This window comes from Nocardia sp. NPDC051052, from assembly GCF_044456045.1.
In the GTDB taxonomy this organism is placed as follows: domain Bacteria; phylum Actinomycetota; class Actinomycetes; order Mycobacteriales; family Mycobacteriaceae; genus Nocardia.
This window is the reverse complement of record NZ_JBITFL010000007.1, coordinates 65949-90298: the sequence shown is the minus strand read 5'-3', so window position 1 is coordinate 90298 and position 24350 is coordinate 65949. Positions and strand designations below refer to the sequence as shown.

The 24350-nt window shown below is 67.8% G+C and carries 29 protein-coding genes; 8 read left to right on the top strand and 21 right to left on the bottom strand.

All coding sequences use genetic code 11. The features are described 5' to 3' along the window. Positions 1-46: 46 nt before the first annotated feature. The 8 genes from ACIBCN_RS24770 to sigE form a co-directional block, all read right to left on the bottom strand. Positions 47-1126 carry an XdhC family protein gene (locus ACIBCN_RS24770; RefSeq protein WP_396994027.1) on the bottom strand — a complete coding sequence of 360 codons (1080 nt, stop codon included), beginning with the start codon at positions 1124-1126 and terminating at the stop codon, positions 47-49. A gap of 91 nt (positions 1127-1217) precedes the next feature. Further along, the gene (locus ACIBCN_RS24765) at positions 1218-1439 is read right to left on the bottom strand and encodes a hypothetical protein (protein ID WP_396994026.1); all 222 of its coding nucleotides are present in this window, start codon (positions 1437-1439) and stop codon (positions 1218-1220) included. A 22-nt stretch (positions 1440-1461) separates the two neighbouring features. Next, a complete protein-coding gene (locus ACIBCN_RS24760; RefSeq protein ID WP_396994025.1) occupies positions 1462-2022 on the bottom strand; it encodes a hypothetical protein in 561 nt (186 codons plus the stop codon). A 148-nt stretch (positions 2023-2170) separates the two neighbouring features. Continuing rightward, positions 2171-3028, bottom strand: a complete 858-nt coding sequence (locus ACIBCN_RS24755) for a hypothetical protein (RefSeq protein ID WP_396994024.1) — start codon at positions 3026-3028, stop codon at positions 2171-2173. Between the two features lie 102 nt (positions 3029-3130). Further along, complete coding sequence (tatB, locus tag ACIBCN_RS24750; protein WP_396994023.1) at positions 3131-3547, bottom strand: Sec-independent protein translocase protein TatB; 417 nt, start codon at positions 3545-3547, stop codon at positions 3131-3133. 33 nt (positions 3548-3580) lie between these two features. Continuing rightward, positions 3581-5134 (bottom strand): trypsin-like peptidase domain-containing protein, encoded by a 1554-nt coding sequence (locus ACIBCN_RS24745; protein ID WP_396994022.1) that lies wholly within the window; start codon positions 5132-5134, stop codon positions 3581-3583. A gap of 10 nt (positions 5135-5144) precedes the next feature. After that, entirely contained in the window at positions 5145-5534 is a 390-nt protein-coding gene (locus ACIBCN_RS24740) for a hypothetical protein (protein ID WP_396994021.1), read from the bottom strand. 62 nt (positions 5535-5596) lie between these two features. Further along, a complete protein-coding gene (sigE, locus tag ACIBCN_RS24735; protein WP_396994020.1) occupies positions 5597-6256 on the bottom strand; it encodes an RNA polymerase sigma factor SigE in 660 nt (219 codons plus the stop codon). Between the two features lie 297 nt (positions 6257-6553). Between sigE and ACIBCN_RS24730 the strand changes: the two genes are divergently transcribed. The 3 genes from ACIBCN_RS24730 to ACIBCN_RS24720 all read left to right on the top strand — a co-directional run bounded on the left by ACIBCN_RS24730 (position 6554) and on the right by ACIBCN_RS24720 (position 8083). Beyond that, positions 6554-7186, top strand: coding sequence for an O-methyltransferase (locus ACIBCN_RS24730; protein ID WP_379280751.1), 633 nt, complete (start codon positions 6554-6556; stop codon positions 7184-7186). 82 nt (positions 7187-7268) lie between these two features. Beyond that, positions 7269-7508 carry a hypothetical protein gene (locus ACIBCN_RS24725; protein ID WP_396994019.1) on the top strand — a complete coding sequence of 80 codons (240 nt, stop codon included), beginning with the start codon at positions 7269-7271 and terminating at the stop codon, positions 7506-7508. A gap of 347 nt (positions 7509-7855) precedes the next feature. Beyond that, a complete protein-coding gene (locus tag ACIBCN_RS24720; RefSeq protein WP_396994018.1) occupies positions 7856-8083 on the top strand; it encodes a hypothetical protein in 228 nt (75 codons plus the stop codon). On the opposite strand, the gene ACIBCN_RS24715 is transcribed toward ACIBCN_RS24720, so the two are convergent. From ACIBCN_RS24715 to glgC, 3 genes are read right to left on the bottom strand one after another with little or no spacing between them, the layout of a single operon-like run. After that, positions 8061-9230, bottom strand: a complete 1170-nt coding sequence (locus ACIBCN_RS24715) for a DUF6545 domain-containing protein (RefSeq protein WP_396994017.1) — start codon at positions 9228-9230, stop codon at positions 8061-8063. The two genes, ACIBCN_RS24720 and ACIBCN_RS24715, sit on opposite strands and share 23 nt — an antisense overlap. A gap of 12 nt (positions 9231-9242) precedes the next feature. Next, positions 9243-9743: a hypothetical protein gene (locus ACIBCN_RS24710; RefSeq protein WP_396994016.1), complete on the bottom strand. Its 501-nt coding sequence runs from the start codon at positions 9741-9743 to the stop codon at positions 9243-9245. A 45-nt stretch (positions 9744-9788) separates the two neighbouring features. Then, the gene (gene glgC, locus ACIBCN_RS24705; RefSeq protein ID WP_396994015.1) at positions 9789-11003 is read right to left on the bottom strand and encodes a glucose-1-phosphate adenylyltransferase; all 1215 of its coding nucleotides are present in this window, start codon (positions 11001-11003) and stop codon (positions 9789-9791) included. A 138-nt stretch (positions 11004-11141) separates the two neighbouring features. Between glgC and glgA the strand changes: the two genes are divergently transcribed. Then, the gene (glgA, locus tag ACIBCN_RS24700; protein ID WP_396994376.1) at positions 11142-12299 is read left to right on the top strand and encodes a glycogen synthase; all 1158 of its coding nucleotides are present in this window, start codon (positions 11142-11144) and stop codon (positions 12297-12299) included. A gap of 158 nt (positions 12300-12457) precedes the next feature. On the opposite strand, the gene ACIBCN_RS24695 is transcribed toward glgA, so the two are convergent. The 9 genes from ACIBCN_RS24695 to ACIBCN_RS24655 form a co-directional block, all read right to left on the bottom strand. Beyond that, positions 12458-13309 (bottom strand): putative RNA methyltransferase, encoded by an 852-nt coding sequence (locus tag ACIBCN_RS24695; RefSeq protein WP_396994014.1) that lies wholly within the window; start codon positions 13307-13309, stop codon positions 12458-12460. Next, positions 13296-13463, bottom strand: coding sequence for a DUF3117 domain-containing protein (locus ACIBCN_RS24690; RefSeq protein WP_011211259.1), 168 nt, complete (start codon positions 13461-13463; stop codon positions 13296-13298). Before ACIBCN_RS24690 ends, ACIBCN_RS24695 begins: the two co-directional genes overlap by 14 nt. Before the next feature lie 141 nt (positions 13464-13604). Continuing rightward, positions 13605-14171, bottom strand: a complete 567-nt coding sequence (locus ACIBCN_RS24685) for a DNA-3-methyladenine glycosylase I (RefSeq protein WP_396994375.1) — start codon at positions 14169-14171, stop codon at positions 13605-13607. Positions 14172-14209: 38 nt separating this feature from the next. After that, positions 14210-14530 (bottom strand): DivIVA domain-containing protein, encoded by a 321-nt coding sequence (locus ACIBCN_RS24680; protein ID WP_396994013.1) that lies wholly within the window; start codon positions 14528-14530, stop codon positions 14210-14212. A gap of 93 nt (positions 14531-14623) precedes the next feature. After that, entirely contained in the window at positions 14624-15757 is a 1134-nt protein-coding gene (locus tag ACIBCN_RS24675; RefSeq protein WP_396994012.1) for an Mrp/NBP35 family ATP-binding protein, read from the bottom strand. A 19-nt stretch (positions 15758-15776) separates the two neighbouring features. Beyond that, positions 15777-16640: a lytic transglycosylase domain-containing protein gene (locus ACIBCN_RS24670; protein ID WP_396994011.1), complete on the bottom strand. Its 864-nt coding sequence runs from the start codon at positions 16638-16640 to the stop codon at positions 15777-15779. Positions 16641-16752: 112 nt separating this feature from the next. After that, entirely contained in the window at positions 16753-17940 is a 1188-nt protein-coding gene (locus ACIBCN_RS24665; protein WP_396994010.1) for a lytic murein transglycosylase, read from the bottom strand. A 360-nt stretch (positions 17941-18300) separates the two neighbouring features. Continuing rightward, positions 18301-18864: a DUF1003 domain-containing protein gene (locus tag ACIBCN_RS24660; protein WP_396994009.1), complete on the bottom strand. Its 564-nt coding sequence runs from the start codon at positions 18862-18864 to the stop codon at positions 18301-18303. Then, a complete protein-coding gene (locus ACIBCN_RS24655; protein WP_396994008.1) occupies positions 18857-20143 on the bottom strand; it encodes a magnesium transporter MgtE N-terminal domain-containing protein in 1287 nt (428 codons plus the stop codon). Before ACIBCN_RS24655 ends, ACIBCN_RS24660 begins: the two co-directional genes overlap by 8 nt. A 51-nt stretch (positions 20144-20194) precedes the next feature. On the opposite strand from ACIBCN_RS24655, the gene ACIBCN_RS24650 reads away from it, so the two are divergent. Genes ACIBCN_RS24650 through ACIBCN_RS24640 form a run of 3 tightly spaced genes read left to right on the top strand, consistent with a single transcriptional unit; the run spans position 20195 to position 22252 of the window. Beyond that, the gene (locus ACIBCN_RS24650) at positions 20195-21163 is read left to right on the top strand and encodes an HpcH/HpaI aldolase/citrate lyase family protein (RefSeq protein ID WP_396994007.1); all 969 of its coding nucleotides are present in this window, start codon (positions 20195-20197) and stop codon (positions 21161-21163) included. A gap of 12 nt (positions 21164-21175) precedes the next feature. Next, positions 21176-21667, top strand: coding sequence for a general stress protein (locus ACIBCN_RS24645; RefSeq protein WP_396994006.1), 492 nt, complete (start codon positions 21176-21178; stop codon positions 21665-21667). A 3-nt stretch (positions 21668-21670) separates the two neighbouring features. After that, the gene (locus ACIBCN_RS24640; RefSeq protein WP_396994005.1) at positions 21671-22252 is read left to right on the top strand and encodes a suppressor of fused domain protein; all 582 of its coding nucleotides are present in this window, start codon (positions 21671-21673) and stop codon (positions 22250-22252) included. Positions 22253-22258: 6 nt separating this feature from the next. On the opposite strand, the gene ACIBCN_RS24635 is transcribed toward ACIBCN_RS24640, so the two are convergent. Further along, complete coding sequence (locus ACIBCN_RS24635) at positions 22259-23335, bottom strand: magnesium and cobalt transport protein CorA (protein WP_396994004.1); 1077 nt, start codon at positions 23333-23335, stop codon at positions 22259-22261. Between the two features lie 151 nt (positions 23336-23486). On the opposite strand from ACIBCN_RS24635, the gene ACIBCN_RS24630 reads away from it, so the two are divergent. Then, entirely contained in the window at positions 23487-24341 is an 855-nt protein-coding gene (locus ACIBCN_RS24630; protein ID WP_396994003.1) for a PHP domain-containing protein, read from the top strand. Positions 24342-24350 lie beyond the last annotated feature (9 nt).

The window sequence follows — 24350 nt, the reverse complement described above, 5'->3', positions numbered from 1 at the left end:
GGGCTACTTCGCCTGCTGCCGGGCGTCGACGTTCGTCTGAATGCGCCTAGGAATAATGGATGGGGCCGTTGATGCGGTCGAGGGGGCGGCCGGAGGCGTTGCCGCGCTCGGCGAGGATCTGGGCGGCGATGGAGATCGCGGTCTCGTCGGGGGTGCGTGCGTTGAGGTCAAGGCCCAGTGGGCTTTTCAACCGCGCAAGCTTGCTTTCGGTGACGCCCGCGGCACGCAGGCGGTCGGTGCGCTCGGCATGCGTACGGCGGGAACCGAGGGCGCCGATGAAGGCGATGTCGTCGATGTCCAAGGCCGCCGCGATCGTCGGCACGTCGAACTTGGTGTCGTGCGTGAGCACACAGACCACGGTGCGGCGATCGATGCGGCCCGCCTCGTGCTCGGTGCGCAGGTATCGATGCGGCCAATCCACCACGACCTCGTGCGCGGCGGGCAAGCGCGCTGGGGTGGCGAAGGTTTCGCGGGCATCGACGACGGTGACTCGGTACCCGAGTTGGCGACCGGTGCGGCTCAGCGCGCGCACGAAATCATTGGCACCCGCCAGGATCATCCGCGCGGGCACACCGAAGACCTGCACGAAAACCCGGGGGCGTGCGGAGGCGTCGGCCTCGCATTCGTCGGCACCGACCACGCCACTACGACCCGCGGTGAGCAGTGCGACGGCGTCGCGATCGACGTCGTGCCAAGCCGCCGTCGAGTCGGTCCGCAACAGCTGCCATTCCGCGGTGGTATCCAGCCGGGTAGCCAGCGCGACGGGCAGGCCAGCGGCGATCTGCCGCCGCAACTCCGCCAACATCGCGACGCGATCCGGGCCCACCCGTTCGACAAAGACCTCGATCTCGCCGCCGCAGGTCAGCCCCACCGCGAGGCCATCGCCGTCGGCATACCCGAACCGGTCGGTCACCGCGTGACCGGTGGTCAGCACCTGACGCGCCGACTCGACGACCGCGGCCTCCACGCAACCACCCGACAGCGACCCGAACACCTCGCCGGACTGAGTGACGATCATCGCGGCACCCGGCTCGCGCGGCCCAGGACCGGTCGTATCTACCACCCGAGCCAAGGCCACGGGACCGTGCTCGGCCAGCGTTATCAATTGCTCGAGCATTGCGCGCATAAGCACGGTTCCTCTCTCGAGCTGGCACACCGGAGTAGACCGGTTACCTCGAGCCTAGCTACTCGAAAGCTATTCGGCCGTGCCGTGCTGGTCAGGACTCCTTGGCCTGCTGCGCGGACGCGTGCTCCAACTCGGGCGCGACCAGGCGCTCCGCCGCCTCCTCGGCCGGGGCGTGCTCCTCGGCGAGTCGCGCCTTCAGCGCGGCGACGGTCAGCTGCTCGGGCGACCTGGACGGTCGTCGCAGCACCGTGGCGATCAGGATGAGCAGGCCGAGCGCCAGTACGGCGCCGCCGACTGTGACGAGCAGATTCATCACTGCCTCCTCAGGTCACGCATCAATCGGTCTCGCGGAGCGCGAGACCGGGTGGGACCGTGCCGGTGCGGAAATAACCGGCGAAGACCTCGGCCGCGTCTTCGGCCGTGAATACCTCGTCCGGAAAGATCCACGGCGCGGACATGCTCTCCGGAACCTGCACACAGATGCCGGGCTCGCCGTTGTGGTCGGCGGCGCGCCCGACGGTGCAGCGCTGCGCTACCCCGTCGACGACGGTGCGGAGCTCGAGCACCAGTGCGTCCGCCGAGCCGGTGCATCGCAGATAGTTCTGCCCGGGGGCGGAGCTGATCGCGGGGCTGATGTCGGCGGAACGCATGGGTGCGGGCAGGCGGGTCAGCTGCACCGAATAGCGGTGGTGGCCGTCCAGCCTGCGCAGCGGGCGCAGGAAGTTGTCGATGGTCTCGCCCGCGCCGATGAACAACTTCAGCCGGTCGCTGTAGGTGACCCGGTGGGTCGTGATGATCGGGTCCGCCGCATCGACCGTCGCGGACTCGGCCTGCTGCGGCCGCACCGTCCGGACAGTGGGCGCGGAACCGGCCGCCGTCGAAAGTTCAACACTCATCGGTGCTCACCTATCACGCATAGTTAACGTCTAGCTATTCAAGCATCGCACCAAGATTTCCCGAGCGGAAGAGGGGAGTGACCCGAGACACAATTTGGTCACGACGCGCATCGCCGGCCGCGCGTCGAGCGTCGGCCGCAGGCGCGTGTCAGCGACGGATACCCGGTGCGGGCAAACGGTTTTCGGGGTCGTGCCGATAGACCGGGGTGAGTAGCTCGGCTTCCAGGGGTTCGCCGGTCGCCCGGTCGAACCTGCAGGCCACGAGCACCGAGAACAGGTGGGTGCCCGCGCGTTCGTGCAGGGTGGCCAGCCGGGTGGCGAGCAATCGGATGGCACCCAGCGAGCCCGGCGGGTGCATGCCGTCGATCATCAGCACCGAGCCGCGCCCATCCGGACGCGGCAGCCGGGCCAGGTAGGCGATGTCGTGCGGGTCGGGTCCGCCGGGCCGATAGACCCGGCGCGCGGCCCGGTCCTCGATGCCGCGCCTGGCGTCGCCAGCCCTGGCCACCGCGCGCCGCAGCCGCGGATCGGCGGCGATCAGCTGACGCACGCTCGGCGAGAGTTCCGGGCCGCCGAGCACGACCAGGCCGTCCCGGTTCAGGTCGACCGGTCGCCCGGGCAGGAAGTGTTCGACCGAGGCGGTGAAGCCGAGCTCGCGGAGCAGCTCGACGAGCCGATGCGGCGCCGCGGGATCCGGTGCGCCGATCACCCGGCCCGCCCGCACCTCCGGCACCAGCACCGTGAGCGTCCCGTGCCCGAAGAACAGACCCTCCGGCGCCGGGCCCTGGGTGCTCACCTGATGGATGCGCGCACGGGAAAGTCCGGCTGCCGCACCGATTCTGGCGAAGGTCCAGCCCTCGGCGTGTAGCTCCCGGATCACCGCACGGCGAATCCTGGTGAGCTCGTTGATGGTCTGCTGGGCCGCAGCCACACCATCGGTGGCCGCTTTGAGTCGCTCGACCTTGTCCTCGATCGCGAAAACGCGCGCCACGTCATCGGCCGACATGTGGGAAGTCTAGACAGCTGGACAGGCCAAAGTGTCTAGAACTCTTGACACTGCACCCTTCTCGTGACGCGTTTGCGCCAGCTTTGACGAAACCGCTGCGGGTCAGGTCGCGTCGGTGTCGATGGGTGGACGTTCGTTGTGCTCCAACGGCTTTTCCAGCTTCGGCATCGGATAGTCCGGCATCGCGCCGCCGGTGCCGTAGAGGTCCTTCTTGTCCGGCAGCGCGTCCTCCATGTTGCGGAAGATCGAATCGTCGCCGTTGAGAAGGTGTTTGGTCACCATCGAGCGCGGGGACATACCGCGCAGCTCGTTCAGGTCGGCCAGCGGCTTGCGTAGGTCCTCGAACTCCGGACCGAGCTCGTCGCGCAGCTGCGAGGTCGCGCCGCTGGCGTAGTCGCGCACCTGACGCAGGCTGCGCGTGGTCCAGCGAACCGCGCCGGGCAGTCGCTCCGGTCCGAGGATCACGAGGGCGGCGACGAGCAAGATCATCATCTCGCTCCAGCCGATATTGCTGAACACCTAATCAGGCTACCCGGCTATGCGACCAGCAGCTCAGTCGGATTCCAGCGTCACGGGGACGTCAACCTGCCTGCCGTCCCGGATCAACACCACGTTCACGGTTTCGCCGATATTGCGCGACTGCACCGCGACGACGAGCTCGTCCGGACCGGTCACCTCGCGGTCGCCGACCTTCACGATGACGTCCTTCTCCACGATCCCGGCCTTGGCCGCCGGACCGCCCTGGGTGACGTCGGCGACCTCGGCTCCGGTCATCTGCTCGTTCGCCACCGTCTTGCTGCGCAGGCTGAGACCCATGGTCGGGTGATGGATCGCGCCGTCCTTGATCAGGATCTGCGCGACCTCGGTCACCCGGTCCACCGGGATGGCGAAGCCGAGGCCGACCGAGCCGCCGGTCTCGCTGCGGATGGCGGTATTGATGCCGATGACGCGGCCCTCCATGTCCACCAGCGCGCCACCGGAGTTACCCGGGTTGATCGAGGCGTCGGTCTGCACCGCGTCGATCACCGCGTTCGTGTCGCTGCCCTCGCCCTGCAGTTTCACCGGGCGGTGCTGCGCGCTGACGATGCCGGAGGTGACCGTCTTGCTCAGGCCGAGCGGGGAGCCGATGGCCAGCACCTCGTCACCGACCTGGACGTCGTTGGACTTGCCGAGCTTGGCGACGGTGAGGTTCTTCACGTCGACCTTGAGCACGGCCAGGTCGGACTTCGGGTCGCGGCCGACGATGTGCGCGGGCACCTTGCTGCCGTCGGAGAAGGTGACCTTGATGGCGGCCTTGTTGGTCTTGTCCTGCGCGGCCATCGACACCACGTGATTGTTGGTGGCGATGTAGCCGAGGCCGTCGATCACCACGCCGGAGCCGGTGGCGCCGTTGTCGCCGACGATGACGCTGATGGACACGACGGACGGCAGGACCGCGTTGGCGACCTTGGCGATCTGGCTGTGCGGCTGCTCGCCGTCCGCGCTCTGCTCCAGCGTCACCTTGCGCGAGGTCAGATCGGAAGCCTGTTCGGCGGTCAGCCTGCCGACCAGGCCGCCGAGCACGCCGACGGCGAGCGCGACGAGAGCGAGCAGGGCAAGCGCCTTGGGGGCTACTCGCGAGCCGAAGAGGACCTCACGCGCGCTGAGGCGTCGGGCCTGCGGCAGTGGTTGGGCCTTCGGGGTCGGCACCGCGGGGGCGCCGAGCCTGGCAGCGGAATCCGGATCACGCCAGGGATCGACAGGCCCGGCGACCGTCCCGGCGCCGTTGGCCGCGTCGGGGTCGCGCTGCAGAAGTTCGGTGGAACCCTCCGGGCGCCCGAAGGCCTCGGCGAGCACGGTGTCCGGCGGGCGGTTCTGCATGTCCTGGCCCGCCACCGGCTGCGCGCCACGGGGGAGCGGCTCGGCGAACGAACCGCGCTGACCCGCGGGCCTGCGGAAAGCATGGGCGGTGTGGTTGTCGACATGCGGGCGATATACCGGTCGCGGGCCCAATACGGGCGCGTCCGGCGGCCGCAGGTTTCCCCTGTCGGCCACCGAATCCGTGGGCCCGCCCTGGACGCGATCCGGGGTCTCGGCCGATCCGGTATTCGTCGATTCCGTCGTCACCCGGGAAACTCTACTTGCGCCACCACGTAGTCCACCGAGTCGCGGCAAATGAATCGGTCAGAAAGCCGAAAACTGCCTCGTTGCGCGGAGTCCCGTTGGTGCCCGAAGTGTGACTCGACGCGGCGCCGGGAAGATCGGCGAGCGGAATTCGGGTCAGGCTGTCGTGCAGCCCGTGCGGAATCGAGATGGGGCCCGACTGGCGCAGTGCGATACGCGCCTGCTGCTGTGCGTCGACCTCGGCCGCGCATTCCGGGCACAAAGAAAGATGTTGGGCGGCACGCAGATAGGCGTTCATCCGCAACTCGCCGTCCACATAGGCCGCGATCGCCTCGCTGGCCAGATGCTCGGTGGGACGGAATCGAGGCGGACGACGACCGGGCGTGCTGGAGTCGCCACTCATTCGGTGCTCACCCTTCCAACCGACATCATTCGAACCGTAGGGCGATGCCGGCTTCGTCCAGCTCACCCGATACTTGCTTCAGCAGCGAGCCGCTGCTCACTTCCATTATGCGCAAGATAGTCGCGCAGTGCCTGCCGCCCGCGATGAATCCGGCTGCGCACGGTGCCGAGTTTCACGCCGAGCGTAGCGCCGATCTCCTCGTAGGAAAGCCCCTCGATGTCACACAGCACCACCGCGGCGCGGAATTCGGGCGCGAGCGAATCGAGCGCGCGCTGCAGATCCGGGTCGAGGCGGGCGTCGTGATAAGCCTGCTCCGGGTCGGGACCCTCGGAGGGGACCCGGTCGTAGTCCTCGGGCAGCGCTTCCATCCGGATGCGGTTGCGGCGACGGACCATGTCCAGAAACAGGTTCGTGGTGATGCGGTGCAACCAGCCCTCGAAGGTGCCCGGCTGGTAGCTGGACAGCGAACGGAAAACCCGGATGAAGGTGTCTTGCGTCAGATCCTCGGCATCCTGGGCGTCGCCGGAAAGACGGTAGGCCAAGCGGTAGACACGGTCGGCGTGTTCGCGAACCAGGTCGTCCCAGGACGGCATGGCCGCCCGGTCACCGGTGGCATCGAAGGCAGCGGTACCGGTGAGATCGACGGCCTCTTCAGCGGCGTCGGACTCGATCGGCAGAATCTGCTCTGGCAGGGTGGCGTGCTCACGCGCCGCATCGACCATGTGGATGGGGCTACCTCCTACTAGGGACCGTAAACTCGGAACATAGCTTCGATCCGAAATCTCTTTCGGACCTGAAACCGTTACGTGGGGATACAACCGACAACCTGTCCGTTGTTGTTCCCGTGTCCCGTGTCGAGCCGGTCTGTTGGTCTTGCGTTGCCCCTACTCTTTACTGTCCTGATATGGCCTGGATATGGAGATGCTGAGGGACACCTGAGAAAACTGGCGGGGAGATTGCTCAGCGGCGCGTGGACTTCAGCACGCCGATACCCGCTGCCCAGCATTAACCTCATAGGCGTGGCATCGAATTTGGAGCGAAATCTCGCCTACGTGGAGGAATCCGTCGTAGAAGACGAGATCCTCGTCAGCGCGCGCGAACGGTCCACCGAACTCGGTGCGGTGCCGGTGCCACCGTCGGTGGGGGCGCTGCTCAGCATGTACGCGCAGCTGCTCGACGCCAAAGCCGTGGTCGAGGTCGGTACCGGTGCCGGGATCAGCGGGCTGTGGCTGCTCGACGGCATGCGGGAGGACGGCACACTGACCACCATCGATTCCGAGCCGGAGCACCAGCGCGCTGCCAAGGAGGCTTTCCGTGCCGCGGAGATTCCGCCGGCGCGCACCCGGCTGATCAACGGCCGCGCGCTGGACGTGCTACCCCGCCTCGCCGACGGCGCCTACGACCTGGTTTTCATCGATGCCGCACCGCTCGAGCACCCGCAATACGTCACCCAGGCGGTGCGCCTGCTGCGTGCTGGTGGCGCGATTCTGCTGCACAACGCGTTGCTCGGCGGGCGGGTACCCGATGCGGCGCAACGTGATCCGGCGACCCAGGCGGTGCGCGCGGCCACCCGTGCGATCGCCGAGGATCCGGAACTCACCAGCGTGCTGATTCCGGTCGGCGACGGTTTGCTCTGCGCCTCGCGCGGTTAGTCGCGGCGCGCGCCGCCAAATCCGTACCGACATCGCGGTTTCCTTGTCCTGCACCGGGTATTCAGGGTGCGGAGGTACCGCAATGCGTGGGCACGAACTGTTCGAAATCGGCCACATCGGCCACACCATCTTCGAAACTCGATCGAGTTGGCTGCGGCCCGCGCTGCTCTTCTTCGGCTTGATCATTGCCGCCGCGGTGATCGCGATGGTGGTGGTGAGTAACGCCGATTTCGATACCGGCCCAGCGAAAGTCACGCCGACGCACGGGTCGTGCGCACCGTTCTGCACGGCACCGCCCGTAGCGCCCGCGCCCGGTCAGTAGTTCCGGCTAGCGCCTGAGACTTCGCGAATTCGCTTGTCGTGCGGGGCATTGCGCCGTCCGATGGGTGATGTGTCACGGAATATGAAGCCCCGCAATGGATGTACGATGGTCGGTTCGCCTTCGACAGGTCGCGTTCGCAGTAGGGGAGGCCGAGCACGAGCGCGCACGAAGGCTTGCCGGAACGCTGGCGACCGACCCTGGCGGGGTGGGCCGGTCCCAGCGCCGTTTCCGGCCGAGTCGCCGAATACAGCAACAGCGCGGCGATTCGAGGCGCATGCTGCTCAGAGCACGTCCGATACCAGATCGGTGATGCCCCGGGCGGGGGTATGCGGAGAGGTGCGATCCGAGTGATCTACTACATCTTGAACAACAGCAACAACAACGATGACGACGGGCGCCCGCAGATCCACTGGGGCGGGGCGCTGGTCGCCTTCGCCCTGGTCCTGGTGGCCGCGGTGCTGGTGGTGTACCTGGTCAGCACCGCCGACTTCGGTCAGCCGTCGCGGTCGACGGTGCCGCGCACGCCAGGCCCCTGCGCGCCATTCTGCCCGGCTACGCCCGCGCCGCCGCTCTGATCGTCGCGTCGCCGACGAGGGCGCGAGCGCGCGACCACTGCGCCGCGACGGCGGCGAGTTGGGCGGCTTCTTCCACCAGATTGGCACCGGCGCAGTGCCGCAGCGCGCAGGTACCCGCCGGTACGTCGCCGCGGGTCTTGGCGGCGCAGGCGCGCACCAGGCGGACCGCGAGATCCAGCGCTTCGCGTTCGGGGCCTGCTCGGACCTTGCCGATCTCCGCGCACAGGTGCGCCGGCGTGGGCGTGGCGTACCTGGCCAAAATGAGCACACTGTCGCGGATCTCGATGACGGTGCGGTGCAGGAAATACCGGCTCCGGTGCGCGGCGACCGGCGTCGAGATGCGATGAACGATCTCGGGACAGGCCGCGGTGAGGTCGAACCACAACGGCAGCAGCCGCTTTCGGCGACGCGACCAGGAATCGAGCCCGGTCCGGTCCAGGGACCAGGACACGACGGAGACCGCGCCGATGCCGAGGAACGGCAGCACCTGGCCGAACACGGCGTTGCTGTCGATGACGATTTGCGCACGCGTCAGCCAACTCTCGTGCCCGAACGACCGCAGGCCCGTGCTGACCAGGGTCAGGCTGAACATCAGGAACACGGTGCACGCGGCCCCGAGAAACAGGGCGTGCAAGGTGCGTTCGCGGTGATCGGGCTGCTTGCGCATTTCGGCCACGCACACACCGCCGCTGTAACAGACCATCCAGTAGGACATCGGCGCCAGCGCCAACCAGAAGCCGAACTGTCCCCACCCTGGTTGCTCGTACATCGTCTGCGGGCTCGGGCCCTGCGCCGGTCCGCTACAGATCAGCGCCGCCGCGCAGGACGCGCCCGCCAGCCCGTAGACGGCGGTGGGCGACGGTGTTCGGCCGAGCATCGCGGCCGCGAGCAACAGGCTTGCCGCAGCGGTCAGCATGAACCCGATGGCGCCGAACTGGTATATCAAGCCAGGGCTCAGGCGTCCGCCGGTGAGCGTGCTGAGCTGATGGCGCAGCGTCGGTTCGTGCGTGGTGAGGATCTCGGTCAGCAGGGCAAGCAACATGTTGATGCGGCGGTCCACCAGCGTGCCGCGGAACCGGAACAGTCGGATCGCCAGCAATAGCCAGGAGGCCATCGTGATCGGCAGCGTCACGGCGCTCGGCAACATCAGCGGCTCCCGCTAGCGTTGGAAGATCGCCCGGCCGAGCGCGGAACCCGGACGGGGAGTATCGGTTTCGGACATCACCAGGGACGCGAACAATTCCGCCTGGCTCTCCAGGATGTCGTCGTAGTCGGTGCGGGCCAGCACGCGAAGCACCACGTCCGTGTCGATTTCGGCGAACAACTGTCCCAGCGTTCGATGGCGAGACGTCGCAGACACATAGCCCGCGTGATCCAGCAGCAGATGCGCGATCTCGTGCAGCACGATGTGGTCGGTGTGATAGCCGGAGCTCGCCGCGTCGTAGGCGACGACAAAACTGTCCGGGCGTTCGATGACCACCCCACACGGAAAACCCTCGGCCGTCAGATCGGGTTGCGGGAACAAGGTGATCGGCTTGCCGAGCAAGGTCGCGACATGATCGACGAAGGTCCGCAGCTGCCACCGCCGCGGCACCTCGAGCGAAGCGGCCAGCGCGCGAACCTGATTCAGTGCGGGATCGGACCGTGCGCGCCTGACCATAGGTGCTATCTTCCGGGCCGGACGGCCCCGCTGTCCAATATTTCGCTACACCCAAACACCCTTGCCGACGGTGACGACGCCGCCATTACTGACGGCGAACCGCTCGCGATCGCGCTCCAGGTCGACACCGATGATCTCGCCCTCGCCGACCACCACGTTCTTGTCCAGGATGGCCCGGCGCACCACCGCGCCGCGGCCGATTCGGACGCCAGGCATCAGCACGCTGCCCTCGACGGTCGCGCCGTCGTCGATCACCACATTGGAGCTGAGTACCGAATTGCGGACCGTGGCGGCCGACAGGATGCTGCCCGCGCCGACGATGCACTCCTGGGCAAGGCCGCCCTGGGCGAACTTCGCGGGCGGCAAGTTCTCGGCGGCGCCGCGAATCGGCCAGTGCCGGTTGTACAGGTTGAAGACGGGGTGCACGGAGACCAAGTCCATGTGCGCGTCGTAGAAGGCGTCGATGGTGCCGACGTCGCGCCAGTAGCCGCGGTCGCGTTCGGTGGCGCCGGGCACCTCGTTGTCGGCGAAGTCGTAGACGCCGGCCTGGCCCGCGGTGACCAGCGCCGGGATGATGTCGCCGCCCATGTCGTGATCGGAGTCGGAGTTGTCGGCGTCGGCCTTGATCGAATCCACCAGCACTTTGGTGGTGAAGACGTAGTTGCCCATTGACGCAAAAGTGACATTGGGATCGTCGGGCGTGCCGGGCGGATGCGCGGGCTTCTCCAGGAACTGGGTGATCAGGCCGGACTCGTCGGAGTCGATGCAGCCGAACGCGCTGGCCTCGCTGCGCGGCACCCGGATGCCGGCGACGGTGACGCCCGCGCCGGACTCGATGTGGTGGTTGACCATCTGTTCCGGATCCATCCGGTACACGTGGTCGGCGCCGAAAACCACGATGTAGTCGGGGTCTTCGTCATAGATCAGGTTCAGCGACTGCATGATCGCGTCGGCGCTGCCGGTGTACCACCGCGGCCCGAGCCGCTGCTGCGCGGGCACCGGCGTGATGTATTCGCCCCCGAAACCGGACAGCCGCCAGGTCTGCGAGATGTGCCGATCCAGCGAGTGCGACTTGTACTGGGTGAGCACGCACAAGCGCAGGAAACCCGCGTTGACCAGGTTGCTGAGGACGAAATCGATCAGTCGATACGCGCCGCCGAATGGCACCGCTGGTTTGGCGCGATCCGCCGTGAGTGGAAAGAGTCGCTTGCCCTCGCCACCGGCGAGCACGATCCCGAGTACGTGCGGCTGGCTCCTCACACCTGCCAAACTACCGGGTAACCGGCGCGCGAGTGGCCCCAGCGGAGGTGAACGTCTACTTTGAACCTGGTGAGTTTCGGCACGGACACCGGGCGCTCGACGGCGGATTCCGGCGCGCACGAGCGGCTTCGGGTCGCGATGCTGACCCGCGAGTACCCGCCGGAGGTATACGGCGGGGCCGGGGTGCATGTGACGCAGTTGACCGCGCAGCTGCGGCGACTGTGCGAGGTCACCGTGCATTGCATGGGTGTCGCGCGCACCGATGCCGTAGTGCATCAACCCGATCCACAGCTCTACGCCGCCAATGCCGCATTGCAGATGATGTCCGCGCAGCTGCGGATGGCCGACGCCGCCGGGCAGGTGGACGTCGTGCACTCACATACCTGGTACACCGGCCTGGCCGGGCACCTCGCGGCCACGCTCTACGGCATCCCACACGTACTGACGGCGCATTCGCTGGAGCCACGACGGCCGTGGAAGGCCGAACAGCTCGGCGGCGGCTATCGGCTGTCCTCGTGGTCGGAACGCAACGCGGTGGAGCACGCGGACGCGATCATCGCGGTGAGCGAGGGCATGCGCCACGACGTGCTCGACGCCTATCCCGCGGTGGACCCGGACCGGGTGCACGTGGTGCACAACGGCATCGACGCGGGCATGTGGTACCCGGGGCCGGTGGCGGCGGGCGCGCGACCGGTGCTCGCGGTGCTCGGGGTGCGGGCGGACCAGCCGATGGTGGCGTTCGTCGGGCGGATCACCCGGCAGAAGGGCGTCGGGCATCTGCTGGCCGCGGCTCGCGAGTTCGATCCGGAAATCCAACTGGTGCTGTGCGCGGGCGCGCCGGACACCAAGGAGCTGGAGGCGGAGACGGCCGCCGCGGTGGCGGAACTGCAGCGCAGCCGGGGCAACGTGTTCTGGGTGCGCGAGATGCTGCCCACCGAACAGATCCGGCAGATCCTGGCCGCGGCCACGGTATTCGTCTGCCCGTCGGTGTACGAGCCGCTCGGCATCGTGAATCTGGAGGCGATGGCCTGCGCGACCGCGGTGGTCGCCTCGGATGTCGGTGGCATCCCGGAGGTGGTCGTCGACGGCGGCACCGGGCGGCTGGTGCACTACGACCCGAGTGCGCCCGAGGAGTACGAGCGAGCGTTGGCCGCGGCCATCAACGAGGTCGCCGGCGACCCTGCGCTGGCCGCCGAGTTCGGCGCGGCCGGCCGGGCCCGGGCGATCGCCGAATTCGATTGGTCACAAATCGCCGCCCAGACTGTCGGCGTCTACGAACAGGTCCGCAAGTCCTGAACCCCGCCCCAAGGCCGACAGTCGCTCACCGACCGAAGGCCGCCTTCGGTCGGTCTGGGTTACGGAATGGCGCCTTCGGTCGGAATTGCGAGACTGACTGAAGGTGACTTTCGGTCGGTGTGGGGGTACTGACGGGCGCCTTTGGTCGGGTTTGGGGGTTAGGTCGGGTGGTAGGTGGAGATCAGCACCGAGGCGGTGACCTCCGTTGTTTCCGGTAGGGATTTGATGCGGGTTTCCTCGGCGGGCGTGTGGTGGGCGGAGGGGCCCATGGCGATGACGTTCGCTACGTCGGTTCTGGTGAGTTTCATCGGGTATTCGATCAGGACGCGATCGACGACGGTGAAGTGGCCGGACATGGCTGTGTCGAGCCTGCGGTCCTTGTCGGGGTCTACGGTCACCATGCCGAGTGGGCCGATCAGTTCGCGCAGGTGTCGTTCGGTGGGGGTGGCGACGACGAAACTGCCGTGTTCGGTGAGCGCGCGGGCGACCTCGGGCGGGTTGCGGGGGGCGAATACCGAAAGGACGGCGCGTAGGGTGCCGTCGCGGACGGGTAGGGCGCGCCAGGCGTCGGCGAGTACCGATGCGGCCCGTGGGTGGGCGCGGGCGCAGCGTTTGGCGGCCGGTTTGGCCACGTCGAGCGCGATGCCCAAAGTGGAAGGTGCGGCGTCGAGCGCACCGGCCAGATAGTAGCCGGTGCCCGCGCCCACCTCCAGTATGGTGCCGGACGCATGCTTGTCCGGCCCGACCGCTGCTGCTACAGCTGCGGCGATCGGTGCGAAATGTCCGCCACCTTGAAAGGTGGCGCGCGCGTCCAGCATGGCCGCGGTGTCGCCGGTCATTTTGGTCGACGCGCCGGTCAGCAGGCTGACATAGCCCTGTTTGGCGATGTCGAAACTGTGCCCGTGTGCACAGCGCAGTACCCGATCACACGGCTCGAGTTCGAGCGCGCATTCCGGGCAAGCCAGCAGACCGGCCACAGCGGCCAGCGCTGAGGTATCAGCTGGTGACACTCTTCAGTTCGTCGCCGAGCGCCGCGGCCTCGTCCGGCGTGAGTTCGACGACCAAACGCCCGCCACCCTCGAGTGGAACCCGCATGACGATTCCACGCCCTTCCTTGGTTGCCTCGAGGGGACCGTCCCCGGTACGGGGCTTCATGGCCGCCATCCTCTGCTCCCTCCAGATCTGCGCGATATGCTGCGCACTTTCTTGGAACTCCAGTTGTCACCAACCAGCGAGCTCGCCGGCATTTGGCGAGCTACACCTGTCCCATTCTTCCCTATCGCGGATGTGGACGGATACCTGAGTTCAAAAAGTGACCGGTCGGACTGTGTTGGACACGTCACTACCGACCCAGCAATCGGCCAGGTGATCGTCTACCATCCCGGTCGCCTGCATCAGTGCGTAGGCCGTGGTCGGACCGACGAAGCGGAACCCGCGCCGCTTCAATTCTTTTGCCAGAGCTACGGATTCGGGTGTGCTGGCGGGCACGTCCGCACCGGTTTTCGGGCGCGGCCGCGGGGCGGGCGCGAACGACCAGAGCAGCGTGTCCAGTCCGATATCGAGTTCGCGTGCGACCCGGGCGTTGCTGATCGCCGCGTCGATTTTCAGCCGGTTGCGCACGATGCCCGTGTCGGCGAGCAGACGCGCCGTGTCGGCCTCGTCGAACTCGGCGACGCGGTCGATCGAGAACTCGGCAAACGCGGCACGGAACGCGGGTCGCTTGCGCAGGATGGTGATCCACGACAGCCCCGACTGGAAGGCCTCGAGGCACAGTCGCTCGAACAGGGCGTCGTCACCGTGTAACGGCTTGCCCCACTCGAAGTCGTGATAGTCGCGGTACAGCTGGGTGTCCAGCGGCCAGGAGCAACGGATGCGGCCGTCGTCCTCGGCACGGACCAGCGCGGCCGGGCTCACTGGGGTTCCGGTGCGACCGGCGTCTGCCACCGCGCGGCCTGCGCTTCCGCCAACTGGTGCTGTAACTCGTCGATTCTGGCGGCGAGCCTGGCCAGCGACCAGTCCACCTCCGACGCCTTGTAACCGCGCACCACCTGCTGGAACCGCAGCGACCGGACATCGGCGCCGGAGATCCCCTCGGCGGGTAGCACGGTCGCGGTGGTGCCCTCCGGCAGCGGCCCGAGTTCCTCGGCCCGCCCGAATACGGCACTGGCGAGCAGGAACAGCACCGCGGCAACCAGACCGACGATCAGCACGTACAACAGCAACGTGAGCATGGGACGAGCATATTGCCACCCACCGACAGCCGGCCCGCACAGTCCGCGCGGAAATCGGACTCGGCGTTCACCGGGAAGACGCGCGGCGGCGGGCTAGCGCCGCGTGGTGTCGATGTTCAACGACATGCCCGCCAGCCCGCGGCGCCGGACGGCCAGCTTGTCGGCGATGTCGAGCAGCGCCTTGCCCGCGGCGGAGTCGGGGGCGCTCAGCACGATCGGCGTGCCTTCGTCGCCCGCCTCCCGCACGGCCTGTTCGATCGGCACCTGTCCGAGCAGCGGTACGTCGGCGCCGACGGCACGGGTCAGGCGATCGGCGACCACCTGGCCGCCGCCGGAGCCGTAGAGCTCCATCCGGCTGCCGTCGGGCAGGTCGAGCCAGGACATGTTCTCCACCACGCCCGCGATCCGCTGCCTCGTCTGCAGCGCGATCGCGCCCGCGCGCTCGGCCACCTCGGCGGCGGCGATCTGCGGGGTGGTGACCACGAGGATCTCGGCGCCGGGAATCAGCTGGGCGATCGAGATGGCGATGTCGCCGGTGCCCGGCGGCAGGTCGAGCAGCAGCACGTCCAGGTCGCCCCAGAACACGTCGGCGAGGAACTGCTGCAGCGCCCGGTGCAGCATCGGGCCGCGCCACACCACCGGCGTATTGCCCTTGGTGAACTGCGCGATGGAGATCATCTTCACGCCGTGCGCCTGCGGCGGCATGATCATCTTCTCGACCTGGGTGGGCCGGGCGTCGGTGCCGAGCATGCGCGGAATGGAGTGGCCGTAGATGTCGGCGTCCAGGATGCCGACCGAGAGGCCGCGCGCGGCCATGGCGGCGGCGAGGTTGACTGTGACGCTGGACTTTCCGACGCCGCCCTTGCCGGACGCGACCGCGTACACGCGAGTCATCGAGCCGGGCTGGGCGAACGGGATGACCGGGTCGGCGGAGTCGCCGCGCAGCTGCTTGCGCAGGTTGGTGCGCTGCTCGTCGTTCATCACGTCGAGGTCGACGGTGACCGCGCCGACGCCGGACACGTCGGCGACGGCCTTGGTGACCCGCTGGATGATCTCGGTCCGCAGCGGGCAGCCCGCCGTGGTCAGGTAGATCTCGATGTGGACGTTGCTGTCCGGGTTGATCGCGATGCTCTTCACCATGCCGAGTTCGGTGATCGGCTTGCGGATCTCCGGATCGTCGACCTTCGCGAGCGCGCCCCGCACATCCGATTCCGTAACTACTGGCATGGCAGGAATTTTAGGCGTGTCAAATTCTGGGCAGGTCCCCGGCCCGTGGTGCCACGCCATTGGCGTAGGAGGTTTCCCAGGCCATGACATTGGCGACGTAGGCCATCGAGTTGTTGTAGCGCAGGATCGCCTTGGACTGCTGGGCCAGGTCGCGCATGTTCAAACCGCCGTCGCACAGGTACTTTCCGGCGGTCAGTGCCGCGTCGAAGAGGTTCTGTGGATCGGCAATGCCGTCACCGTTGCCGTCGGCGGCATAACGCTTCCAGGTCTGCGGCAGGAACTGCATCGGGCCGATGGCGCGGTCGTAACCGGCCAGGCCGTCCAGCTCGCCGCCGTCGGTGTCCCGAACGACGTTGTTGCCGTACAGGCTTCCGTCGAGCACCGGGCCGTAGACCGCGGTGAGCGGGTTGCCGTCGGCGTCGGCCTTGCCGTACGCGTGCGTGGACTCGACGCGGCCGATCCCGGCGAGCATCGACCACGGCATGGCACAGCCCGGGTTCTCCTCGGCGAGGATGCGTTCGGCGTTCTCATAGGCCGCGACCGCGATGCCGGGGACACCCATCGGTCCGGCGGGCAGTGCCGCGAGCTGCCTGCCATCGGCCAGCGCAACGCTTTTCACCACCGGCGGACCGCTCGGCTTGGCCATCTTGTTGGCCACGAATTCGGTTGTTGCGCCGGGATCTGTCATCAGCGTCGCGGGCTTGGCGCCCTGTGCGTCCTGATCGTCCCCCGGAAGGTGCTGTTCCACCGCTGCCGCGGCACTCCCATTTCCCACATTGGACGCGGCGGTGCACGCCATCAGTCCAGCGGGAACCAAACCGGTCAATGCGATAACCGAGCTGCGTTTAACGGTGACAGCTGGTTGTTTTCGGTGACGCCCCACTGTGCGGTGACCCTCCAACGGCTCATGTGAGCCCTTCGTGATCTGACGAAGAGGAGACTACCGCATCCGAGACCTTTTTGTTACTACTTCGTGACCTGCTTCGAGTGTGGCGTCAGCCTTGGGGGGCGGGCGGCAGCGGAATCACGATGCCGAACGGCAACGTGATGCCCGGCTGCTGGGTCGGCGCTGCCTCCACGGTCGGGGCCGTCGGCTCGACGGACACCGTCGGCGGCGCTTCCGGTGCCGCTTCTGGCGTCTGTACGGCCTGCTGCCCGGGTGCGGGCGCTTGTTGTGGCTGCGCCTGCTGCTGGGCGGCATCCGGCGGCGTACAGACCGGCGCGACCGGCGCGGCATCCTGCTCGGGGTGCGCGGGATCCTTCGGCCCGGCCGCTCCGGCGCCGAAGGTCTGTGCGGGTGCCCCCGGCACGATCGCGGGTGCGACCGGCTCACCGGGCTGCGGCATCGGGGCCGGAATCACCGCGGGCTCACAGGGATTGAGCGGCTTGGGCGGCGGCGGGCAGAAGACGCCGCACGGGATCGGCGGCAGACCGGGGATGGTGATCATCACTTCGGTCGGCGTCGGTGTGGTCGTGCTGGTCTGCGGCGTCGTCGGGGCCGTCGTGGTCGGTGTGTTGCTGGTGTAGGTCACCGCCGTCATGTCCGGCACCTGGGCGGGCGCGCTGCCCGGCGGGATCAGGTCGGGCGAGATGGTCACCTGGGTCGGCGCGCCGCCGGTGCGGTAGGCCGCCGCCCAGCTGAGCACGTTGGCCGCGTAGGCGGCCGAGTTGTTGTAGCGCAGTACCGCCTGAAGTTCCTGGCCTTGATCGCGCAGGTTCAGCCCGCCGGAACACAGGTACTTGCCCGCGGCGAGCGCGGCATCGAAGACATTGTTCGGGTCGGCGACACCGTCGCCGTTACCGTCGGCGGCGTAATGGGCCCAGGTGCCGGGCAGGAATTGCATCGGGCCGACCGCGCGGACGTAACCGCCGCTGGCCTCCTTGATGATCTCGTTACCGGGCAGCGTGCCGTCCAGCGCGGGGCCGTAGATCGGCGAGACCGTGGTGCCCGCGGCGTCGGTGCGTCCGCCGCCCGCGTGGCCCGATTCGATCCGGCCGATGCCGGCCAGCAGACTCCAGGACAACCCGCAGTCGGGCGTGGAGGATTCCAGCGCGAGTTCGGCGTTGCGATACGCGGCGAGCACGACCTCCGGGATGCCGAGCGCGCCGCCGATCAGGGGGAGCGAGATCTCCTGCAGCGGCACCCGCCCGGCGAACGGCGCCGAGCCGTCGGACGGAGTCATTGCCCGGAGTTTGCGGGGAGATTCCTGGGTGACCGGGAGGAGGCCAACTGTCTTAGACAGTCCTGTCGCGCTCGACTTACCCGAGGCGTCCGCGGATCCGGCGGGATTCGTCGAGGCGGCCAGCAAAGCCTCCGGTGCGGTGGGCGCGCCGGCCGGGGAGGAGGGATCAGAGGCTGAGCCGGAGGCGACCAGACCGGCTACGACCAGGGCCGAGACGGTTATCGGAGTAGATATACGCATTCAGCCACACCAATCCTCTACGTCGTGTGAGCGGCTATCTGGGACATCCCCTTCCCGGCGCCGCTCGGGACAACGCTGTCCAGGTTACCCACCAGTCAGGTAGTTGTTCGGTATTTCCGGTCAATCGTCAGCTACAGCCGGTGAAACCGGGGCTGGCGCCTGCTTTCGGCCGGAACTCTTCTTGCGTTGCGGCGTGCTGGTGCCCGCACCCTCGATCCGATCGAGTATCTCCTTCATCTCCTCCAATTCCCTGCGCAAATAGTCGCGAGTCGCGACTTCGCCGACCGCGATCCGCAGTGCTGCGAGTTCGCGGGCGAGAAACTCGGTGTCCGCCTTGGTCTGGGCGGCCCGCATCCGATCCTCCTCCAGCGCGACCCGGTCGCGGTTGTCCTGCCGGTTCTGCGCGAGCAGGATCAATGGCGCGGCGTAGGCGGCCTGGGTAGAGAACGCCAGATTCAACAGAATGAACGGATATGGATCCCAGCGCAACGCGATGACGCCGACATTTAACGCGATCCAAACGATCACGATGATCGTCTGAATGGCCAGGTAGCGGCCGGTGCCGAGGAATCGGGCGACGCGTTCGCTGCTGCGCGCGAGCGCGTCCGCGTCCCAATCGATGCGGAACCGGGACTCGACCGGCGTCTCCAGCCGCTGCCGCGCGCCGCCGACTTTGTCAATCATGCCCAGCTATCCCTTCGTGTAGCTCTTCCTGATCGCGCCAGTCATCGGGTAGCAAATGGTCGAGCACGTCGTCGACGCTGACCGCGCCGAGCAGATGGTTCTCCTCATCGACCACCGGGCCGCAGACCAGGTTGTAGGTCGCGAAATAGCGGGTCACCGCGGCCAGCGGGACGTCGGCACGCAGCGGGGCCAGACCCGCGTCGAGGATGCCGCCGACCAGATTGGCGGGCGGTTCCCGCAGCAGCCGCTGAATGTGCACCGACCCGAGATACCGGCCGGTGGGTGTCGAGGTCGGCGGCCTCACCACGAACACCATGGAGGCCAGCGCCGGCGTCAGATCGGGGTTGCGCACCCGCGCCAGCGCCTCGGCGACCGTGGTGGAGGGCGTGAGGATCACCGGCTTCGGCGTCATCAGGCCGCCCGCGCTGTACGGGGAGTGCTCGAGCAGCCTGCGGACCGGTTCGGACTCCTCCGGATCCATCAGCGCGAGCAGCGATTCGGCCTCGCCGACCGGCAGCTCGCCGAGCAGGTCGGCGGCGTCGTCGGGATCCATCGCCTCGAGCACGTCGGCGGCGCGCCGCACCTCCAGATGGCCGAGCAGATCGACCTGCTCGTCGTCGGGCAGCTCCTGCACCACATCGGCGAGCCGCTCGTCATCGAGCGCGACCGCCACCTCGAGGCGGCGTTTCTCCGGCAGCTCGCGCAGCAGGTGCGCGACGTCGGCGGCGCGCAATCCCTCGTACTGCTCGAGCAGCTGAGTGACCTCCTGGCCAGGCCGGTCGATGTCGGTCGGGGTCAGCCCCGTGACATGGATCCAATCCACCACGTGCACGGTGCGGCGTCGCCCGATCCGGCGGTGTCCGCGCACGGCGACCCTGGTCACCCGCCAATCCCTGGTGCGGGCCTGTTCCATGCCGAGATCGACCACGACGACATCCACGCCGACCAGGTCGGGCAGGTCCGGATCCTCCACGCGCACCGAGGAATCCACGATCTGCGCCAGCGCGAGCATCTCGCCGGGTCGCTGGGTGAATCGGCGCAGGCTCACCGTCCCGGTGTTCAGCGTCACCACGCCGGGCTCGATCGCGGTGACCCGCAGAATGGGCACGAAAATGCGCCGCCGAGTGGGTAATTCGACGACGAGGCCGTGAATGCGGGGCTGTTGTCGGTCGTACCGGATGGCCACGACGACATCGCGGACCCGGCCGATAGACTCGCCGTCCGGTCCCAACACCACCAGGCCGGCCAGCCTGGCGACGTACACCCTGGTAGCTGCCATGCTTGCCAGGCTAGAGGTTCGAGGGCGGGTGTCAGTACCACGCCACGATCGATGGGAGTGATCTTGAAGCCGCGCCGTTCGGTGCTCGCCTGTCCCGGCAGCAATACCAAAATGATCGAAAAGGCCAAGGGTCTGCCCGTTGACGAGGTGTTTCTCGACCTGGAGGACGCCGTCGCACCGGCCGCCAAGGCCGAGGCGCGAGCGAATATCGTGGCGGCGCTCAACGATTCCGACTGGGGATCACAATTGCGGGTGGTCCGCGTCAACGACTGGACCACTCAGTGGACCTACACGGACGTGATCACCATCGTCGAGGGTGCGGGCAACGCGCTGGACGCCATCCTGCTGCCGAAGGTGACCGACGCAGGTCAGGTGCGCGCACTGGATCTGCTGCTCACCCAGTTGGAGAAGGCGACCGGACTCGAGGTCGGCCGCATAGGCATCGAGCCGCAGCTGGAAAACGCGTTGGGATTGCGCAACATCGACGAGATCGCCACCGCGAGCCCACGCGTGCAGGCGCTGGTGTTCGGCCCGGCGGACTTCATGGCCAGCATCAACATGCGCACCCTGGTGGTCGGCGAACAGCCGGAGGGCTACGACACCGGTGACGCTTATCACCACATCCTGATGACCATCCTGCTCACCGCTCGCGCGCACGGCCTGCAGGCGATCGACGGACCGTACCTGCAGATTCGCGACGTGGACGGTTTCCGGCGGGCTGCCGGGCGCACCGCCGCGCTCGGTTTCGACGGCAAGTGGGTGCTGCATCCCGGCCAGATCGAGGCCGCCAATGAGATCTTCAGCCCGCGTCAGTCCGACTACGATCGGGCCGAGCTGATCCTGGACGCGTACGCCTTCCACACCTCGGCCGAGGGCGGCGCCCGCGGTGCGGTCATGCTCGGTGACGAAATGATCGATGAGGCCAGTGCGAAAATGGCTCAGGTGATCGCGGAAAAGGGCCGGGCCGCGGCAATGACGCGAACCACGCGTTTCACGCCCCCGGAAAACCGGCCGAAATAGCAGAATAGAGACATGACGAATCCCTTGGGGAACTCGAATCGCGCTCGGCAGGCCCTGCCGACGCCGCCGTCCGGCTGGCCGGTCGGTTCCTATCCCACCTACGCCGAAGCGCAGAAGGCCGTCGACTACCTGGCCGACGGGCAGTTCCCGGTGCAGGACGTGACCATCGTCGGCGTCGACCTCATGCAGGTCGAGCGGGTCCTCTACCGGCTGACGTGGGGCAAGGTCATCGGCGGCGGTGTGGTGAGCGGAGCCTGGCTCGGCCTGTTCCTCGGCTTGCTGCTGAGCCTGTTCACCACCAGCGGTGCGCTCGGTCCGCTGCTGGTCGGTCTGGTCGGCGGCGTCATCTTCGGCGTCATCTCCACCTCGATCCCGTACGCGGCGACCAAGGGGCAGCGCGACTTCGCGTCCACCATGCAGCTGGTGGCCGGGCGTTACGACGTGCTGTGCGACCCGAAGTCCGCGGAACAGGCGCGGGACATGCTTGCGCGGCTGGCCATCTGACGCATGGAGGTGGTGTCGACGGTCCGCGCCGGTGTGCTCGACCATTTCGGTGTGCGGGCGACCGGCGTCGATTCGGCGTCGGTGACGTTCCTCGGGTTGGAGCCGATCGAGATCCTGCGGATCGTAGACGGCGAGCTGGTGCATTACGCGACGGTGGGCGGCTCCCGGCATCCGATGGGCGATCCCACTGTGCTGCTTGCCGATCCGGTGCAGGGGCCGAGAGCTGAGCTGGTGCTCACGCTGCGTGGCACGGCGGGCGCGAGCTCGGGGCTGGCCAAGACGCTCGGCGTGCTCGCCGCCGCGCCCGCGGTGGAAGGTGTTGTGCTGCAAGCGGATGCGCTGATGGATCTGGGCGAGCCGATGTGGCACGGCGCGCCGTTCTCCGCGGTGTTGTTGGGGGACAGCGGGATTCCCGAGGTGGTGCTGCCCGCGCCCGCCGAGCCGGTGCGCTACTTCGCGGTGACGCCGGTGACCGCCACCGAGGCGGCATGGGTGCGGGTGCGCGGGGCGCAGGCATTGCGGGACGCGTGGGCCGAGGCAGGCATCGATGTGCGCGACCCCGAACGAGGCGCCGCCAGCCTGTAATTCGGGTTACAGCCAGTTGTTGCGATGGAAGTTGGCGTACAGGCCGACGCAGATGGCCAGCGTGACCACGATCACCAGCCAAAACCCCGACGGCGCTTCTAATCCGGGCATGTGCGTGAAGTTCATGCCGTAAATGCCCGCGATCATCGTCGGCACCGCGGCGATGGCGACCCACGCCGAGATCTTGCGCATGTCGGTGTTCTGCTGCACGCCGACCTTGGCGAGCGCGGCACTGATCAGCGCGCTCAGCGCCTCGTCGAAGTCGCTGATGCGCTCGGCGACCCCGGCGTGATGGTCGGCCACATCCCGCATGTAACGCCGAATCTCCTTGGGCAGCGGGATATCCGGCTTGTGGCCGAGCAGCTGGAGCGGAATCGCGAGTGGATTCACCGCCCGGCGAAGTTCGACGACTTCGCGCTTGAGCTGATAGATCGACTCGATCGCGACCTGGCTGCGCGGGGTGAAGACCTCTTCCTCCATCGCATCGATATCGAGCTCGACCGACTGTGCCACTTCGATATACGAATCCACCACATGGTCGGCGATCGCGTGCAGCACCGCACCGGTGCCGAACATCAGCTGCGCCGGATCGGCCTCCAGTTCCTTGCGCAGCGAGGCGAGTTCGGAGTGCTCGCCGTGGCGTACGGACACCACGAAGTCGGGCGCCGTGAAAACCATGATCTCGCCGGTCTCCACGATCTCGCTGATGCTGTGCAGTTCGTGCTCCACGTAGGCGACGGTGCGCATCACCAGCACCAGGGTGTCGTCGTAGCGTTCCAGCTTGGGGCGTTGATGCGCGGTGACGGCGTCTTCGGCCGCGAGCGCGTGCAGCCCGAATGTCTCCGCGATATCGGCCATTTGGGCCTCGTCGGGATCGTGCAGGCCGACCCAGACGAACCCGGCGCCGCGGTTGTGCACCTCGGCCAGCGCGTCCTGGTGGGTGAATCGGCCGGGCAGCCGCCGTCCCTCGACATAGACACCGCAGTCGACAATCGCCCGCGCGGTCGGGATCGGGATCCGCGGCAGGGCGCGGACCGGGCGGCCCGAACCGCGGAACGACGGTAGCGGCGGAATCGATGGCACATCGCGATGCTACGTCCCCTGCGCGCACGGTCCACGCCTTGCGCTCGCGGCGAGCGTGCCGGGCCGGGAACCTTCAGCGAAGTGGCGCCGGGCAAGAACTCGCGAACGCCGCCGATCGCACTGGCCGGTCGCGCACTGTAAGACTGAGGGCGTGCGCATCGACTTGCATACCCATTCCACCGCGTCCGACGGCACCGACAGCCCGGCCGAACTGGTCCGGAACGCGGCCGCCGCCGGCTTGGACGTCGTCGCGATCACCGATCACGACACCACGTCCGGCTGGTCCGAGGCGGTCGACGCGCTGCCGAAGGGGTTGACGCTGGTCCGTGGCATGGAGATGTCGTGCATCGGCCTCGGCGAGGACGGCTGGCCGGTGCCGGTGCATCTGCTGGCCTATCTGTTCGACCCGACCGACCGCAGTTTCGCCGACGAACGCGAGCGGTTACGCGCCGAACGGATCCAGCGGGTGCGTGCCATGGCCGACCGGATGGTGGCCGACGGCTTGCCGATCGATCCCGATGCCGTGCTCGCTTCGGCCGGGCCGTCCGCAGGCCGTCCGCATTTGGCCAGGGCCCTGGTCGCGGCGGGCGTGGTGCCGAGTGTCGACGCCGCGTTCGAGGAATTACTCGCGCCGCACGGCCCGTACTACGCCGAAAAGGCCGACACGCCGCTGCGCCGCGCGGTCGAGATGATCGCCACCGCGGGCGGGGTAAGCGTGGTCGCGCACGCGCGGGCCCGCAAGCGGGGCAGGCTGCTCGCCCTGGACGACATCCGCGAGCTGGCCACCCTCGGCCTCGGCGGACTCGAGCTCGACCATCCGGACCACTCGGCCGAGGATCGCGCCGTGCTTGCCGACCTGGCCGCTGAGCTCGGCCTGCTCACCACCGGCTCGTCGGACTATCACGGTGCGAACAAGACCATCCGCCTCGGCCAGTTCACCACCGACCCCGCGCAATTCGAGGTGCTGGCGGGCAAGGCGACCGGTGTGCCGGTGATCGCCTCGTGAAAGTGGTGC

Coding starts and splice junctions, on each gene's coding strand:
- sigE (WP_396994020.1), bottom strand. CDS start 6,256: ATGGTCGATGCGGCGCGTGAGCACGCCACCCTGCCAGAGCAGATTCTG.
- ACIBCN_RS24650 (WP_396994007.1), top strand. CDS start 20,195: ATGGGAGTGATCTTGAAGCCGCGCCGTTCGGTGCTCGCCTGTCCCGGC.
- ACIBCN_RS24680 (WP_396994013.1), bottom strand. CDS start 14,530: ATGCTCACGTTGCTGTTGTACGTGCTGATCGTCGGTCTGGTTGCCGCG.
- ACIBCN_RS24760 (WP_396994025.1), bottom strand. CDS start 2,022: ATGAGTGTTGAACTTTCGACGGCGGCCGGTTCCGCGCCCACTGTCCGG.
- glgA (WP_396994376.1), top strand. CDS start 11,142: ATGCTGACCCGCGAGTACCCGCCGGAGGTATACGGCGGGGCCGGGGTG.
- ACIBCN_RS24725 (WP_396994019.1), top strand. CDS start 7,269: ATGCGTGGGCACGAACTGTTCGAAATCGGCCACATCGGCCACACCATC.
- ACIBCN_RS24715 (WP_396994017.1), bottom strand. CDS start 9,230: ATGTTGCCGAGCGCCGTGACGCTGCCGATCACGATGGCCTCCTGGCTA.
- ACIBCN_RS24765 (WP_396994026.1), bottom strand. CDS start 1,439: ATGAATCTGCTCGTCACAGTCGGCGGCGCCGTACTGGCGCTCGGCCTG.
- ACIBCN_RS24675 (WP_396994012.1), bottom strand. CDS start 15,757: ATGCCAGTAGTTACGGAATCGGATGTGCGGGGCGCGCTCGCGAAGGTC.
- ACIBCN_RS24645 (WP_396994006.1), top strand. CDS start 21,176: ATGACGAATCCCTTGGGGAACTCGAATCGCGCTCGGCAGGCCCTGCCG.
- ACIBCN_RS24660 (WP_396994009.1), bottom strand. CDS start 18,864: ATGATTGACAAAGTCGGCGGCGCGCGGCAGCGGCTGGAGACGCCGGTC.
- ACIBCN_RS24755 (WP_396994024.1), bottom strand. CDS start 3,028: ATGTCGGCCGATGACGTGGCGCGCGTTTTCGCGATCGAGGACAAGGTC.
- ACIBCN_RS24655 (WP_396994008.1), bottom strand. CDS start 20,143: ATGGCAGCTACCAGGGTGTACGTCGCCAGGCTGGCCGGCCTGGTGGTG.
- ACIBCN_RS24665 (WP_396994010.1), bottom strand. CDS start 17,940: ATGACTCCGTCCGACGGCTCGGCGCCGTTCGCCGGGCGGGTGCCGCTG.
- ACIBCN_RS24640 (WP_396994005.1), top strand. CDS start 21,671: ATGGAGGTGGTGTCGACGGTCCGCGCCGGTGTGCTCGACCATTTCGGT.
- ACIBCN_RS24710 (WP_396994016.1), bottom strand. CDS start 9,743: ATGGTCAGGCGCGCACGGTCCGATCCCGCACTGAATCAGGTTCGCGCG.
- ACIBCN_RS24690 (WP_011211259.1), bottom strand. CDS start 13,463: ATGGCGGCCATGAAGCCCCGTACCGGGGACGGTCCCCTCGAGGCAACC.
- ACIBCN_RS24740 (WP_396994021.1), bottom strand. CDS start 5,534: ATGAGTGGCGACTCCAGCACGCCCGGTCGTCGTCCGCCTCGATTCCGT.
- ACIBCN_RS24770 (WP_396994027.1), bottom strand. CDS start 1,126: ATGCGCGCAATGCTCGAGCAATTGATAACGCTGGCCGAGCACGGTCCC.